17 protein-coding genes are annotated in these 13772 nt (G+C 68.3%); 12 read left to right on the top strand and 5 right to left on the bottom strand.

The features are described 5' to 3' along the window. The first annotated feature begins 61 nt into the window (after positions 1–61). Positions 62–502, top strand: coding sequence for a cytochrome c oxidase assembly protein (locus ABZ154_RS33550; RefSeq protein WP_356838134.1), 441 nt, complete (start codon positions 62–64; stop codon positions 500–502). A gap of 214 nt (positions 503–716) precedes the next feature. Here ABZ154_RS33550 and ABZ154_RS33545 read toward each other — a convergent pair whose 3' ends face one another. Further along, on the bottom strand, positions 717–1556 hold the full coding sequence (locus tag ABZ154_RS33545) for an MBL fold metallo-hydrolase (RefSeq protein WP_356838131.1): 840 nt from the start codon (positions 1554–1556) through the stop codon (positions 717–719). Between the two features lie 168 nt (positions 1557–1724). Here ABZ154_RS33545 and ABZ154_RS33540 point away from each other — a divergent pair, with 168 nt between their 5' ends. Continuing rightward, a complete protein-coding gene (locus tag ABZ154_RS33540) occupies positions 1725–2423 on the top strand; it encodes a phosphodiesterase (RefSeq protein WP_356838130.1) in 699 nt (232 codons plus the stop codon). A 262-nt stretch (positions 2424–2685) separates the two neighbouring features. Here the strand turns inward: ABZ154_RS33540 and ABZ154_RS33535 are convergent, their stop codons facing one another. Together ABZ154_RS33535 and ctaD are read right to left on the bottom strand one after the other, a co-directional pair. Beyond that, positions 2686–2859, bottom strand: a complete 174-nt coding sequence (locus ABZ154_RS33535; RefSeq protein ID WP_356838129.1) for a hypothetical protein — start codon at positions 2857–2859, stop codon at positions 2686–2688. Between the two features lie 95 nt (positions 2860–2954). Then, positions 2955–4685, bottom strand: a complete 1731-nt coding sequence (ctaD, locus tag ABZ154_RS33530; protein WP_356838128.1) for a cytochrome c oxidase subunit I — start codon at positions 4683–4685, stop codon at positions 2955–2957. Positions 4686–5518: 833 nt separating this feature from the next. Between ctaD and ABZ154_RS33525 the strand changes: the two genes are divergently transcribed. The 10 genes from ABZ154_RS33525 (at position 5519) to ABZ154_RS33480 (ending at position 12257) form a co-directional block, all read left to right on the top strand. Further along, positions 5519–5689 carry a hypothetical protein gene (locus ABZ154_RS33525; protein WP_334665228.1) on the top strand — a complete coding sequence of 57 codons (171 nt, stop codon included), beginning with the start codon at positions 5519–5521 and terminating at the stop codon, positions 5687–5689. Between the two features lie 182 nt (positions 5690–5871). Then, a complete protein-coding gene (locus tag ABZ154_RS33520) occupies positions 5872–6258 on the top strand; it encodes a hypothetical protein (RefSeq protein ID WP_356838127.1) in 387 nt (128 codons plus the stop codon). A 14-nt stretch (positions 6259–6272) separates the two neighbouring features. After that, entirely contained in the window at positions 6273–6866 is a 594-nt protein-coding gene (locus ABZ154_RS33515) for a cysteine dioxygenase (protein ID WP_356838126.1), read from the top strand. A gap of 504 nt (positions 6867–7370) precedes the next feature. Next, entirely contained in the window at positions 7371–7622 is a 252-nt protein-coding gene (locus ABZ154_RS33510; protein ID WP_356838125.1) for a hypothetical protein, read from the top strand. 314 nt (positions 7623–7936) lie between these two features. Beyond that, positions 7937–8689, top strand: a complete 753-nt coding sequence (locus tag ABZ154_RS33505; RefSeq protein WP_356838124.1) for a hemerythrin domain-containing protein — start codon at positions 7937–7939, stop codon at positions 8687–8689. 49 nt (positions 8690–8738) lie between these two features. Continuing rightward, the gene (locus ABZ154_RS33500; RefSeq protein WP_356838123.1) at positions 8739–9194 is read left to right on the top strand and encodes a DUF4383 domain-containing protein; all 456 of its coding nucleotides are present in this window, start codon (positions 8739–8741) and stop codon (positions 9192–9194) included. Positions 9195–9199: 5 nt separating this feature from the next. Beyond that, positions 9200–9667 carry a hypothetical protein gene (locus ABZ154_RS33495; protein ID WP_356838122.1) on the top strand — a complete coding sequence of 156 codons (468 nt, stop codon included), beginning with the start codon at positions 9200–9202 and terminating at the stop codon, positions 9665–9667. Beyond that, a complete protein-coding gene (locus ABZ154_RS33490; protein WP_356838121.1) occupies positions 9664–10839 on the top strand; it encodes a zinc-dependent alcohol dehydrogenase in 1176 nt (391 codons plus the stop codon). The genes ABZ154_RS33495 and ABZ154_RS33490 overlap by 4 nt, the downstream gene beginning before the upstream one ends. Positions 10840–11153: 314 nt before the next feature. Continuing rightward, positions 11154–11693, top strand: a complete 540-nt coding sequence (locus ABZ154_RS33485) for a hypothetical protein (protein ID WP_356838120.1) — start codon at positions 11154–11156, stop codon at positions 11691–11693. A gap of 63 nt (positions 11694–11756) precedes the next feature. Then, a complete protein-coding gene (locus ABZ154_RS33480) occupies positions 11757–12257 on the top strand; it encodes a metallophosphoesterase (RefSeq protein ID WP_356838133.1) in 501 nt (166 codons plus the stop codon). Positions 12258–12302: 45 nt separating this feature from the next. Here ABZ154_RS33480 and ABZ154_RS33475 read toward each other — a convergent pair whose 3' ends face one another. Continuing rightward, complete coding sequence (locus tag ABZ154_RS33475; protein WP_356838119.1) at positions 12303–13139, bottom strand: MBL fold metallo-hydrolase; 837 nt, start codon at positions 13137–13139, stop codon at positions 12303–12305. A 477-nt stretch (positions 13140–13616) separates the two neighbouring features. Further along, positions 13617–13772, bottom strand: a 156-nt coding sequence (locus ABZ154_RS33470; protein WP_356838132.1) for a transposase, incomplete at its 5' end; no start/stop codon positions are given.

The raw sequence follows: 13772 nt of genomic DNA, 5'->3' as shown, positions 1-13772 counted from the left end.
CAGCCCCGACGAATACGAACGCCGACACCACGCCGCTAAACTCACGCTCGCCGCGTGATCAATAACCGCGTGCCCACCTTCATGGGGGAAGGCCCCAGAGCTGTTCGCAGCAGCACAGCACCACCACTTGGGGCACGCCATCATGCACGTGCACATCCTGGCCGCCGGGCTGCTCTTCACGTTCTCCATTTGCCAGCTGGATCCCGTACGCCGGCGATGGCACCCGGCCCTGCGAGGGACGACCCTGCTGGTCGCCGGTGCCGCACACGCCGTCCTCGCCAAGACCCTGTACGCGCTGCCGCCGCCCGGCGCCGCCCTCGCCACCGCTGACCTGCGGGCCGGGGCCCAAGTCATGTACTACGGCGGCGACCGAGTGGAAGCCGCTCTCGGATCTGTGCTCGCCGCCTCCTGGTACCAGGCGGGCGGCCGCACCCGGGCGCACCGCCAGCGCCGATCGAGCGCGGGTCGCGGGCTGCCGACGGCAACCGGCATACGGACCTGACCCGCACGGGTTCGGTACGGCACAACCAATCCCCTGGGACACTGCGGCGCCGGGCGGGCTGCGCCTGCTGAACCTGAGCTCCCTTATGGGCCGCAGACGGCAGCCGTCCTGCACGTACATGACGTGCACGGTGAGGGACGGAGTGCTCGGCGAGGCTGTCCTGCACCGCATGCCCAGGCGGTGACCGCCCGCTCGCTGTCAGGGCCTGGGTAGGTCAGACCACGAGGACCTGCGGGTCGTCAGGCGTGAGCGTTGCGATCTGGCCGCGCCCGCAGTGCACGACCCGCTCCTCAAAGCCGCGTCGGTCCATCTCGTCCAGGAACGCGCTCAGCGGTGACTTCATCACGCTGTAGTCGTCGTAGTGCACAGGCAGCGCGAACCGTGGGCCCAGTCGCCGGACGAATTCCGCACCCTGCCGCCCGTCCATAGTGACCACCAAGCCCCCGGGCAACCGCGTGCCGCCCAGATGCAGGACCGCCACATCTGTGTCTGGATAGCGGCGGGCGATCTCGTCGACTCCGTTGAACAGGAGCGTGTCGCCGGAGATGTAGACGCGCAGCCGCACCGGTCCGCTCGCAGGGCCGAACTCGAGCATGCTTCCCATGACACGCGGCAGCAGACCACGCAGAGGGCCAAGGGCGTGACGGCCGGGCATCGCGGTCAGGCGGATCTGGTAGCCATTCTTGACGAGGGTTTGGTATTCCCAGTCCCGCAGCCCCGTGGCATGGCGGAAGCCTTGGAGAGTCCGCAGAATCCGTGCGGCTTGCGGGGTTGTGAGGACGGGCAGTGTGCGGTCGAGGTTCCTGCGGGCCACCCGGTCCCAGTGGTCGCCGTGCAGGTGGGACAGGATGACGGCGTCGAGGTCGGGGAGCTCGTCGACCGTGAGAGCCGGTTCCTTCAGCCGTTTCGTCAGCAGTCCGTATCCCAGGTGGGCGTGCTGCCCACGGTGAAGGAAGTTCGGGTCGGTGAGCAGGGTCAGCGGCCCGTACCGCAGCAGCAAAGTCGCGTTGCCGATGAACCGGACCTGCACTGGCGTATCCACTGACGACGTCATGGTGTAGCCCTTCTCATGCGGCGTCCTTCGGTAGACCTGTTGGGTAGCCCGTTTTCAGCGCTCCACACCGGGGCGTGCTCCGCAGCGTGAGAAAGGGTGGGAGTGGGCACCCGCTGCCGTGGGGCGGGGGCCGCCCGTATCGCCGTCGGCACAGGAACGGACAGCTGGATGAACCGTCTCGACCGTCTCGTCTTTCGGACGGCCCGCGCCGCAGCCCGTCGACGCGGCAACCGGCCGGCCCTGCACCCCGAGGGGGTGATCGTGGTGGGTCGCCTCGACGTACCTGCACGGGCGACCCGCTGGGACGTGCCGTGGCTGGACAATCCGGGCTCGTACGCGGTGACAGCGCGCTGGTCGCGTGCCGCCGGGCTCCCCTGGTCCCTGCCGGACGCGGCGGGGTTGGCGCTGAGGGTGGCGGACGCCGACGGACCGGGCCGGCCTTTGGACCTGCTGATGACGACCAGCGGCCGCGGCCGCTGGTCCCGCCACGTGCCGCTTCCCCGCGCATCCGCCACCGTCGGCCCGTACTCCACACTGCTGCCGTACGTCGTCGGCGGACGGCGCGGGGTGCTGGCCGTGTTCCCAGAGCCCGGGATCCCGCGGGTGCCCACCGAGCCGCCGGCGGTGCGAGCCGCCATCGCAGTACGGCCCCTCACCTTCACACTCTGTTTCGGGGCGGGCGCGGCCTGGCGGCCCCTGGCAAGGCTGGCCCTGCCCGACGAGGATCCCGCCGAGCAGCCCCAGGACGGGGAGGCGTTCGATCCCTACCGCAACTTGCTGCCCGGCCTCCACCCTGTGGACCGTCTGCGTACGCTGCGTGTCGCTGCGTACGCAGGCTCCCGCGTCGGCCGGGACGCGGCGCCGTAGCACCCGGGCTGGAGGCCCTGCCACCCCCGGCCCATTCCTCAACCGCCGAGCTTGCCGACCGTGTCGTCCCACGATGCCGCCACCGAAATCAGCTCCTGCGGATTCGGGACGCAGTGCCCAGCCGGTCCACGAACTCCGCCCGTGTCAGCACCTCCTCCCGCGCCGCGGAGGGCCTCGCCGCCCAGGACGGCCCGTCCGGCACTCAGGCATGGCCCTCGCGGACCAGAGCCCCGTCGATCATCACGTGTTCCTTTCCCTGTTCTCACGTCTCCGCTCGGGTCGTCGTTGCGACGGTGTCCAGCTGTCCTTGGCCCTTAACTGTGCGCTGGTCATCCACAGACCTTGCTGGCACCGCCTCCGACAGCTCGACGAACTCGGCCTCGGTCATGTTGTTGCTGGTCATCGGCACCCGCAGTCGTGATGCCGAAGAGACCACCGTCGCTCTCCTCGCCTACCTTCCGTCAAACGCAGCCTCTCCATGACTCCTCGGCGTATCGCAAATCCGGCACCCCCCGTGCGACGGCCCGAACGTCAGGTGTCGTCCCGGTCGTCGGACAGGGGAGAGGCGATGCCTCGGCCCGGTTCGATGACGTCGCGCCTGCCTTCGTTGGCGCGCCGGTCGATGGTGGCCACGGCAGGGTGGTGGAGGTCGAAGGCGGGGGACTCGGACCGGATCTTGGGAAGGGTGACGAAGTTGTGCCTGGGCGGGGGACAGGAGGTCGCCCATTCCAGGGAGCGGCCGTAACCCCAGGGATCGTCGACGTCGATGCGCTCACCGTATTTCGCTGTCTTCCACACGTTGTAGAGGAAGGGCAGTGTGGACAGTCCCAGCACGAAGGCCCCGATGGAGGAAAGGGCATTGAGTGCGGTGAATCCGTCGGCGGCCAGGTAGTCGGCGTAGCGGCGTGGCATTCCTTCCGCCCCGAGCCAGTGCTGGACGAGGAAGGTCATGTGGAAGCCGACGAAGAGCGTCCAGAAGTGGATTTTCCCGAGGCGTTCGTCGAGCATGGTGCCGGTCATCTTGGGCCACCAGAAGTGGAATCCGGCGAACATGGCGAAGACGATGGTGCCGAACAGGACGTAGTGAAAATGGGCCACCACGAAATAGCTGTCGTGGACGTGGAAGTCCAGCGGGGGCGACGCGAGAATCACTCCGGTGAGGCCGCCGAAGAGGAAAGTGACGAGGAATCCGAAGGCCCACAGCATGGGTGTCTCGAACGAGATCGAGCCCTTCCACATGGTGCCGATCCAGTTGAAGAACTTCACCCCGGTCGGTACGGCGATGAGGTAACTCATGAAGGCGAAGAAGGGCAGGAGAACCGCACCGGTGGCGAACATGTGGTGGGCCCAGACAGTGACGGAAAGCCCGGTGATGGCAACGGTCGCCCCGATAAGTCCGATGTATCCGAAGACGGGTTTGCGGGAGAATACGGGAAGGATTTCGGTCACGACGCCGAAGAACGGCAACGCGAGGATGTAGACCTCGGGGTGTCCGAAGAACCAGAAGAGGTGCTGCCAGAGAATGGCTCCGCCGTTCTCCGGATTGAACACCTGGGACCCGAATCGGCGGTCCGCCTCCAGGACTAGGAGTGCCGCTGCCAGGACGGGGAAAGCCAGCAGGACGAGTACGGAGGTCAGCAGGACGTTCCAGGTGAAGATCGGCATACGGAACATGGTCATGCCAGGTGCCCTCATGCAGATGATCGTGGTAATGAAGTTAACCGCGCCAAGAATCGTGCCGAATCCGGACAGCGCCAGGCCCATGATCCACATGTCCGCCCCGACGTTGGGGGTGCGTTCGACGCCGCTCAGGGGTGTGTAGGCGGTCCAGCCGAAGTCGGCTGTGCCGTTGGGGGTCAGCAGGCCGCCGACGACAATGAGTCCGCCGAAGAGGAAGAGCCAGTAGGAGAGCATGTTGAGCCGCGGGAAGGCGACATCCGGCGCTCCGATCTGGAGCGGCATGATCGCGTTGGCGAAACCGGCGAACGTGGGAGTAGCGAACAGCAACAGCATCACGGTGCCGTGCATGGTGAACGACTGGTTGTACTGCTCGTTCGAGATCAGCTGGATTCCGGGACGCGCCAGTTCGGCCCGCATGAGAAGGGCGAGCAGACCGCCGAAGAGGAAGAACGAGAACGAGGTGATCAAGTACAGGTGCCCGATCTTCTTATGATCGGTGGTCGTCAGCCAGCTCACCACCACCCTCCCCGGTCCTCTGCCGGCAACGGGCACGGGAGTGACGGGCTCGGTCGACGTAGCCATGGATAAACCTCGAATCGCGATCGCTGGACAACGGATCACTGAGTGCCCCCCAGGGCCGCCCCGCAAACGGCCTCGTCACCCGGATGGACGCGCCCGAAAGGTAAGTTTCTGCCTCCCGTGCATTTTCAGTCAGAAATCCGTGCATTTTCAGTCAGGAAACGACTGACGTCATAAGAAAAGAGTCGTCGGCGGGCGGGTGCGGCTGACTGATCTGGGCATGGTCGGCAGGGCCTCGGATTGAGACGGTGGCAGCGCGGCGCGGCTTCCTGGTTTGGAGGCATGCCGCCGGGATACTCGGTCAACCCTCTCCTCTCTGCCTTCGAAGGAGGCGTCGTATGGCTTTCAATCCACTGGAGCAGCGTGGTATCCCGCTGGATCGTCAGTTGCGGAACTGGCGGGAGCTGAACGTGAAGCCGATCGATCCCGACCACGGTGACCCTTACACCCGGTGCCGCGGACGGGCGAGACTGAACTGAAGACCATGACCGGTGTTGAACGCCGTTGCTGCCGTTCGTGACCTAGCCATCATCGCAGGGTGAATGTTGTGTACACAGAAACCCCGGCTACCCGTCCCATGCACCGTGTTCTCGGCGACGTCTCAGGAAGGACCCATCTCGATGTCGAATCCTCAGCAACCCGAGTTGCGGCGCAGTGACAAAGGCGCCGGTACCCCGCAGGACAGCCAGGCGCGGAAGGCGGCCGAGCCCACCGTAAATGGGGGCCGCGCACACGGTACGGACCGCGGGAAGAAGGGCGGAGGCACGCCTCTCGAGCAACAACCCGACCACCCGACCTGACATCACAGGCATACACGCCGCAAGCAGGAGAATGACATGACCGTTCCCGAGGAGAACCGCCCCAAGACGACGACCACCGACGACACGCTAGGGGCACAAGACGAGGGTGCCACCGTAGAGCAGGACACTGGCGCCACCGGACGTACCCTGCGCGAGGCGATGGAAGAAGCGGGACTCAGCCCGGACGATGTGCAGGACGGCGACTGACGGCAGCGCCTGCTCCGGCCGGTGAGCAGTGCACCGTGGGCCGACCGAGATGCCCTGGGGCCCGCTGATCGGTGCCCCGGCGCGGCTGGGCCGCCACGCGCCGCCGCTGAGAGCGCAGTCTAAGTCCGGGGTAGGACGCGCGCTTCGGGGTACTCGCGGCAGTCCTGGTAGGAGGAGGCCCCATGGGTAGAAGCTCGCTGCCCGTACCGTCGGCGACGATCGCCGCCGCGCACGGAGTTTTCAACCTCGTGGGCGGTCTGTGGCCGTTGGTGCACCTGCGCAGCTTTGAATGGGTCTTCGGGCCGAAGACCGATGAGTGGCTGCAGATGACCACGGGCGGGCTGCTCGCGGGTGCCGGCGTCACCCAGCTGGCCGCCGCAGCTGACCCGGAGGGTCCGAGGCACGCTCGGCGCGTCGGCCTCGTCACTGCGGTCACCCTGCTGACCGTCGATCTGGTGTATGTCCCCAAGAGGCGGCTGCGGCCGACATACCTCTTGGACGCCGCTATGGAGGCGGCCTGGATCGCCGCCTGGCTGCGCGGCACCCCCGCGACCCGAAGCACGAAGTGAAGGAGGTGCGGACGATGAACGCACGGTTCCCCTTCGCTCCGCCCAGCCGGCAGCTCGACGGCAGGGAACCCCAGAAGCTCGCCGCGACCGCCGTCGGCGCGGAGGCGGTGTGGACGGACTTGCTTGAGTACCCCACCGACGACCGCGGCTACGCGGAGATCTTTCTCGACGAGCATGTGGGCGTGTGGGTGCTGGAGTGGACGGACGACGAGCACGACACGGGCTACCACGACCACGACCACGACCGCTTGGCGGGAGCCGTGCACGTGGCGCGCGGCGCGATCTGCCATGAACACCTGCGGCTCGGGCAGAGGCCGGTCGGCGACCGAGTGCCGGCCGGTGAGGGCTTCTGCTTCGACGAGACCTTCATCCACCGCATGCGCTGTGAGCCGGGGTCCGGTCCGACCGTCACCATTCACGCCTATTCGCCGCCCCTGGAGCGGGCCGGCCAGTACGGGGAGCAGGAGGACGGGCTGCTGCACCGCGTGCCCACCAGCTCGGAGGAGCACCTCTCCCCTAAGGGCCGTCAGGGCACCCCCAGCACGGCTTCCTGGCCTGAGGCCGAGGCGGACGCGCGCGAGAGCGGGGAGCCCGGGGCGCATGGGTGACAGGGCCACCGAACCGATCCGTGTGGCCGCAGGTTCGACGGAATCCGCCTTCCGGCCGGTTGCCCTGGTCGAGGCCGGGTTTCGGGCGCTGGCCCGGCTGCGCCGGGCTCCGGCCCTGCATCCCCGAGGGCTGACCTGCACCGGCGAGCTGGAGGTATTGGACGATGGTCGCGGGCCTTGGGGCGTGCCGTGGCTGGACAGGCCTCGGCGGCTTGAAGCGACGGCCCGTCTGTCGCGCGCGGCCGGCCTGCGGCGGCGGCTCCGGACGGGTTGGGTCTCGCCGTCCGGGTGCCGGACGCCGACGGCCCAGGCGGCACGCTGGATCTGCTGATGACCAGCAGCGGCCGTGGGCGGGCCGGACGGCATTTCCCGTTGCCGCGCGCTGACGCGCAGGGCGGCCCGTACTCCAGCCTCCTGCCGTACCGGGTGGCCGGCCGGTCGTGCCTCCCGGGTGCCGTCCCCCGCCGGACCCGGCAGGCGCCGGTGCCTGGTGATCCCGAGGGGATGGCTGCCGCACTGACCGCCGGGCCGCTGGTGTACGACCTGTGCGCAGAGACGGGCGACCGGTCCTGGCGGCGGTTCGCGGTGCTCACGGTGCGGGACCTCCTGCCCATGGACCGGGAGGGCACCCTCGACTTCGACCCGTACGCACACAGCGTGCGGGCGTTCATCCCGGGCCCGGCCCTGGCCGCGATCCGCCGTGCCGCGTACCGCGGCTCCCGTTCGGGGCGGGAAGACCGCCGCGAGGTTTCCTGACCCGCGGGAGCTTGCCCTTTTGTCCGCCGACGCCTGGTGTGGGACAGCATGTCCCGGGTACCCAGTGGCTGGGTGATGCGCCGGGACCGCAGCCGCACACCGACATGACGGCACGGAGGCCCATCTATGAGTGAACAGACACCGTCCCAGGCCGAGGGCGAGCGTGAGCCGGACAGTGAGACCACAGCCGAACCGTCCACGTCCGCCTCTTCCGATGCGCCGCGTACTACGCCGTCGCAGGCTGAGGGCGACAGGACTGAAGCGGACGAGCCCGGAATGGTGGACCCGCAGGACGGCTGAGGAGGGCCGCGAGCATGGCGAGCATCAAGGGCCAGACGGTTGAGCAGCTGGGCGGAGAGGGCAGTGTGCTGGTACGGCAGCGCCGCGAGCACGCGGAGATGGACCGGCTGATGGACCGGTGCCACCTGCTGACGGACCCAGAGGGGCGAGAGCAGACCCTCAAAGAAATCGTCCAGCTCGTCTTCAGCCACGCGTTCGCCGAGGAGACCGTACTCTGGCCGCTCGTCCGGCGCAGCGTGACGGATGGCGAGGAGCTGACCGCGCGGGTTGAGGAGGAGCACCAGCAGATCAACGACCTCACCTCCGAGATCGAACGCCTCGACCCGCAGGACCCGGAACGCGAGGAAAAGGTGCGACGGGTCTTCGCCCTGATTAGACAGGACATCAGGGACGAGGAGGACGAACTTCTGCCCCGGCTCCAGGACGCACTGGGTCCCGCCCAGCTGCGCCGGCTCGGCGTGGCCTGGGAGACCGTGCGCAGGAGCGCCCCCACCCATCCGCATCCCGCCGTCCCCCGGCGGCCGCCGGGCAACGCGCTCCTCGGGGTGCCCCTGAGCGCCTATGACCGGCTCCATGACGGGGTCTGTTCGAGCGCGCAAATTGTGGGAGGGAAGAGGCGAATTTACTTCCTCATCGGGATGCTCGCCGCTGGCGCTGCAGCCGCCACCATGGCCGCCAGGCGCTGCCCCTCCGTCCCCCGCCTGGCGGCTCGGAGCCGTGGACAGGTGGGGCGAGTCGTCTTTCCGGCGATAGTTCGGCGGTTGTAGGGGTACCCGTCGGCTCATCGAAAAGGACGCTGAGAAAGAAGGCCTCTATATGCCCACGCGTACTCGTACGGCAGGGAACCCCCGCACGCCTGTCCAGCAGGCCGCGATGATCGTCGGGGCAGTGTTCCTTCTGGTGGGGATCTTGGGGTTCATCCCGGGAATCACCACGGACTACGACACCATGGAGTTCGCCTCGCATCATTCCGAGGCGAAGCTGCTCGGCGTCTTCCAGATCTCGATCCTGCACAACCTGGTCCACCTGGCCTTCGGTGTTGCCGGGGTCGCCATGGCACGCACCGCCTCCGCAGCGCGGACGTTCTTGCTGGCCGGGGGCGCCGTCTACCTGGTCCTGTGGCTGTACGGCCTGTTCGTCGGGCACCACAGCAGCGCCAACTTCGTCCCGCTGAACACGGCGGACAACTGGCTGCACTTCGTCCTCGGCATCGGCATGATCACGCTGGGCGTCGTGCTGACCTGCCGCCGTGCGAACAACCCGGAGGTGTAACAGCCGTGACCGCCAAGAAGACGCTGTTCGCGGCCGCTGCGGGGCTCACCACCGGGGCCCTCCTACTGCGCCGGCTGACCGCACACGACACGGAGCCCGCCGACCAGGACCACTGGCTGGTGGTGACGGTCCAGCGCGATCCGGGTGAGGTCCAGCGCGACAGACTGCCGGCGCCCTTGCAGGGCTTCGGCGACCGGATCGAGACGCGGATCACCCCCGCGCCCGGCGACCGTGGCACCGAGATCGCAGCCCGCTTCAGGCAGCCGCAGCCCGAGGACACCCACTCCGTCAGTGCCCGGATCTCCGGTAACGACCCGCGGCAGGATCTGCGCATGGCCCTGCGCGAGGCCAAGGCGCTTCTGGAGACCGGTGAGATCATGCGGGCCGACGCGCCGTCCACCACCCATGACACCCCTGGCGGGAAGCTGATCGGGTTGCTGAGCCGGCGCGCAGGTGGGGAGGGAGTGCTGTGAAGGCTCTGTGCTGGGAAGGCGTCAACAAGCTGTCCGTCGAGCGGGTGCCCGACCCGATTCTGCTCAACGACCAGGACGTGATCGTCCGGCTCGTCGCCGGGACCACCTGCGGATCGGACCTCCATCTCATCGGCGGCTACATCCCCTTCATGCGGGCCGGTGATGTGATCGGACATGAGTTCGTCGGCGAGGTCGTCGAGGTCGGGTCCGCGGTGCGGCGGCACTCGGTGGGCGACCGGGTGGTCGTTTGCTCGTTCGTCGGCTGCGGGCGCTGCTGGTACTGCACCCACGACCTGTGGTCCCTGTGCGACAACACCAACACCAACCCCGGTATCGGCCAGGCTCTCTTCGGCGCCGACACCGCCGGCATTTTCGGTTACTCGCACGCCATGGGCGGGCTGCGCGGCAGCCACGCCGAGTACGTACGTGTCCCGTTCGCGGACTACGGCGCATTCACCATCCCCGACGGCGTCGACGACACGAGTGCACTGTTCGTGTCCGACTCGGTGCCAACAGGCTGGATGGGGGCCGACCTGGGAGGAGTGCAGCCGGGTGACGTGGTCGCCGTGTGGGGGTGCGGCGCCGTGGGGCAGATGGCGGCCCGCGCCGCGATCCTGCTCGGCGCGGGCCGAGTCATTTCCATCGATCGGATCCCCGAACGGCTGGAGATGACAGAACGGTACGTCGGCAGCGAGGTCATCGACTACACGAGCACCGACGTCGGAGCCGAACTGCGGGAGCGCACCGGTGGCCGCGGCCCGGACGTATGCATCGAGGCAGTCGGCATGGAGGCGCACAGCGACGGCCCGATGCACCTTTACGACCAGGTCAAACAGCAGTTGCGGCTCCAGACGGACCGCCCCACCGCCGTCCGGCAGGCCGTCCACGCCTGCCGAAAGGGCGGTACGGTCTTCGTGCTCGGCGTGTTCGCCGGCACTGTCGACAAGTTCCCCCTCGGCGCGGTGATCAACAAGGGACTGACCCTGCGGGGCGCCCAGATGCACGGCCAGCGCTACATCCCCATGCTGCTGGACCGCATTGCCGCCGGACAGCTGAGCACGTCCCATCTGGCGACGCACAGTCTCTCCCTGGACGAGGCGCCTGCCGCGTACGACATGTTCAAGCACAAGTCCGACGGCTGCGTACGCGCGGTCATCCGACCCGGGCGCTGAAAAGCCCCCAAGACGGCGACGAGGGCGGAAAGGGGATGTACTGCCCGCCCCGTCGCCGACCGACAGCTGCGGTGCTGCAGCGCCGCCTGACGGGCGCCCGCCGTACAGCATGACCCTGGACAAGGCGCGCATTGAGATGACGTGTCCGAGCCAAACTGTGATGGCTGCTTCCGCGCGACCATCCGACCCGGATAGTGAGATGCCGACGGGTCCGAAGTACGACCTACGTCTCGACCTCTCCCGACCCCGGTTCCACAACCCTGCGGATCGCCCCCAAGATGCGTCGAAAGTCCCGATATGGGTACCCCCATATCATGATTAAGCAGGTACTGAAGCAGGGATTGATCGCAGGCGCTGTAGGAAGCATCGTGATGACCCTCGGCGAGAAGCTCGAACAAGCTGTCACGAAACGGCCCGACTCGCATGTGCCGGCGCGGGTACTGGAGCGCCTGGCCGGGCTGCCCGAACGGCCGGGCACACAGCCTGTGCCCCTCAACTGGGCCATGCACTTCGGCCAGGCCACCCTCCTGGGTGTGGGGCGCTCCGTCATGGCAAACGCCGGGCTGCGCGGGCCACTTGCCTGGGCGCAGTTCACCGTCGTCCGGCTCACCACCGACCAGATCCTCGAGAACGCCACCGGCGTGGGCGCACCGCCTTCGACGTGGCCCCGCAAGGAACTCGTTATCGATGTCATCCACAAGGCCGTTTACGCCTTCGCTACCGGCGCCGTAGCCGACGCGTTTGCCGCGCGTGGCGGCCTCGGGCCCGGTCAGCGTCACGCCGCCGCCCGCCCCGGCCGCCACTCCGGGGCGGGCCCCACCCCGCGAGCGGACGGCCATGGCCGCTGGAGCTGAGGACCAGTAAAAGGGAGGCAGCGGATGGACGGCGACTCGACCGAGGCGGTGACAGAGCTGCCCATGCGACTGTTGTTGGTTTCGGACACCCATGTGCCCCTGCGCGCCAAGTGGCTCCCCGACGAACTATTGTGCGCAGTGGACCGGGCGGACGTCGTCGTCCATGCCGGGGACTGGGTCGACGTCGCCACCCTGGACCTGATGGAGGGGCGTGCGCGGCGCCTGGTCGGGGTGTACGGAAACAACGACGGCCCGCAACTGCGGTCGCGGCTGCCGGAGGTGGCCCGCGTCGAACTGGGCGGCCTGCGGTTCGGCGTCGTCCACGAGACAGGGGCGGCCCGTGGCCGGGAGGCGCGCTGCGCCGCGCTGTACCCGGATCTGGATGTCCTGGTCTTCGGCCACAGCCACATCCCCTGGGACACCGAGGCGCCGGGTGGACTACGCCTGCTCAACCCGGGTTCCCCGACGGACCGCAGACGGCAGCCGTACTGCACGTACATGACATGCACGGTGGCTGATGCGGTGCTCGACGAGGTCGTGCTGCACCGTCTGTCCAGGCGCTGACCCCCTCCCACCGGGCAGCGGTCAGCGGGGCGCGCTGGGAGGCGCTCAGCGCACCTGGACCTGTGCTCCGCCCGGCGTGAGCGTCGCGATCTGGCCGCGGTCGCAGTGCACGACCCGCTCCTCCAGGCCGCGACGGGCCATCTCGTCCAGGAACGCGCTCAGCGGCGACTTCATCACGCTGTAGTCGTCGTAATGCACGGGGAGCGCGAACGGCGTGCCCAGGCGCCGGGCGCATTCCGCACCTTGCCGTCCGTCCATGGTGACCACAAGGCCACCTGGCAACCGGGTGCCGCCCAGATGCAGGATCGCCATGTCGGTGTCCGGGTAGCGTCGGGCGATCTCGTCCACTCCGTCGAACAGCAGCGTGTCACCGGAAACATAGACGCGCAGCCGTACCGGTCCACCCTCGGGGCCGAACTCGAGCATGCTTCCCATGACACGCGGCAACAGGCCGCGCAGGGGACCGAGGGCATGACGGCCGGGCATCGCGGTCAGACGCACCTGATGGCCGTCCTTGACGAGGCTGCGGTGCTCCCAGTCCCGCAGCCCCGTGGCGCGGTTGAAGCCCTGGAATGTGCGCAGGACCCGCGCCGCTTGCGGGGTTGTAAGGACGGGCAGGGCGCGGTCCAGCTTCCGGCGGGCCACCCGGTCCCAGTGGTCGCCGTGCAGGTGGGACAGCACGATGGCGTCCAGGTCAGGAAGCTGGCCGACGGTGAGAGCCGGCTCCTTGAGACGTTTGGTCACCAGGCCGTACCCCAAGTGGGCATGCTGCCCGCGGTGGAGGAAGCTCGGATTGGTGAGCAGGGTCAACGGCCCGTACCGCAGCAGCAGGGTCGCGTTGCCGACGAACTGGACCTTCACCGGCGTATCCCTAGAAGACATGGTGATGCCTCTCTCGTACGACGTCCGTCGGTAAACCCCTGGAGCAGCCCCTTCTTTCCGCGCCCCCTACCCGCAGCGGACATCGGACCGCCGCACGGCGGGCGCGTCAGCCGCCGAGCTTGCTGACCGCGTCGTCCAACGACGTCACCACCAGAGTCAGGTCCTGCGGGCCGGGCGGGGTACGCAGTGCCCAGTCGGTCCACGAGCTCGGCACGGGTCAGCAGCACCGTTGCGCCGAGGAGGTTGTCACCGTCAAGGGCGGCTCGTCCAGCCACCTGGGCTCGTCCCTCCAGCAGAACGAGGGCGGAGTCGTCATCCGCTGCGTCTAGCCTCGCCGTTTCGGTTGGGGCGGTGAGGCGTCGCTGAGGGGCAGTAGTCGGGTGGCCGACGCGATTGCAGTGTCCGGGCATGCCGGAATCCCGGCGCGGTGGTCGGGTTCTCCAGGGTCCTTCGGGTTGTGGCGGGCAGGTTTGCCGGTCAGCCGGCGGGGCGGGGCAATGCGGCGAGGCGATGGAAGGCGGTGGCCAGTTCGTTTCTGCAGGGCCAGGTCGCCGATATCCGCAAGCGCAGACGTCGGCCGCCGCGGGTGAGGCGGGCGGCGACATGCAGCAGCCGGTAGCGGAGCTTCTTTGG

This window comes from Streptomyces sp. NPDC006261, from assembly GCF_040613515.1.
Taxonomy (GTDB): Bacteria; Actinomycetota; Actinomycetes; order Streptomycetales; family Streptomycetaceae; genus Streptomyces.
Note: the sequence above shows the minus strand (reverse complement) of the source record. Positions and strands in the feature narration are given on the sequence as shown.

What these genes read in the sequence shown, in the direction of transcription:
- ABZ154_RS33545 (WP_356838131.1), bottom strand. Translation starts at nt 1,556, where the DNA reads ATGACGTCGTCAGTGGATACGCCAGTGCAGGTCCGGTTCATCGGCAAC.
- ABZ154_RS33540 (WP_356838130.1), top strand. Translation starts at nt 1,725, where the DNA reads ATGAACCGTCTCGACCGTCTCGTCTTTCGGACGGCCCGCGCCGCAGCC.
- ctaD (WP_356838128.1), bottom strand. Translation starts at nt 4,685, where the DNA reads ATGGCTACGTCGACCGAGCCCGTCACTCCCGTGCCCGTTGCCGGCAGA.
- ABZ154_RS33525 (WP_334665228.1), top strand. Translation starts at nt 5,519, where the DNA reads ATGACCGTTCCCGAGGAGAACCGCCCCAAGACGACGACCACCGACGAC.
- ABZ154_RS33520 (WP_356838127.1), top strand. Translation starts at nt 5,872, where the DNA reads ATGGGTAGAAGCTCGCTGCCCGTACCGTCGGCGACGATCGCCGCCGCG.
- ABZ154_RS33515 (WP_356838126.1), top strand. Translation starts at nt 6,273, where the DNA reads ATGAACGCACGGTTCCCCTTCGCTCCGCCCAGCCGGCAGCTCGACGGC.
- ABZ154_RS33510 (WP_356838125.1), top strand. Translation starts at nt 7,371, where the DNA reads ATGGCTGCCGCACTGACCGCCGGGCCGCTGGTGTACGACCTGTGCGCA.
- ABZ154_RS33505 (WP_356838124.1), top strand. Translation starts at nt 7,937, where the DNA reads ATGGCGAGCATCAAGGGCCAGACGGTTGAGCAGCTGGGCGGAGAGGGC.
- ABZ154_RS33500 (WP_356838123.1), top strand. Translation starts at nt 8,739, where the DNA reads ATGCCCACGCGTACTCGTACGGCAGGGAACCCCCGCACGCCTGTCCAG.
- ABZ154_RS33485 (WP_356838120.1), top strand. Translation starts at nt 11,154, where the DNA reads ATGATTAAGCAGGTACTGAAGCAGGGATTGATCGCAGGCGCTGTAGGA.
- ABZ154_RS33480 (WP_356838133.1), top strand. Translation starts at nt 11,757, where the DNA reads ATGCGACTGTTGTTGGTTTCGGACACCCATGTGCCCCTGCGCGCCAAG.
- ABZ154_RS33475 (WP_356838119.1), bottom strand. Translation starts at nt 13,139, where the DNA reads ATGTCTTCTAGGGATACGCCGGTGAAGGTCCAGTTCGTCGGCAACGCG.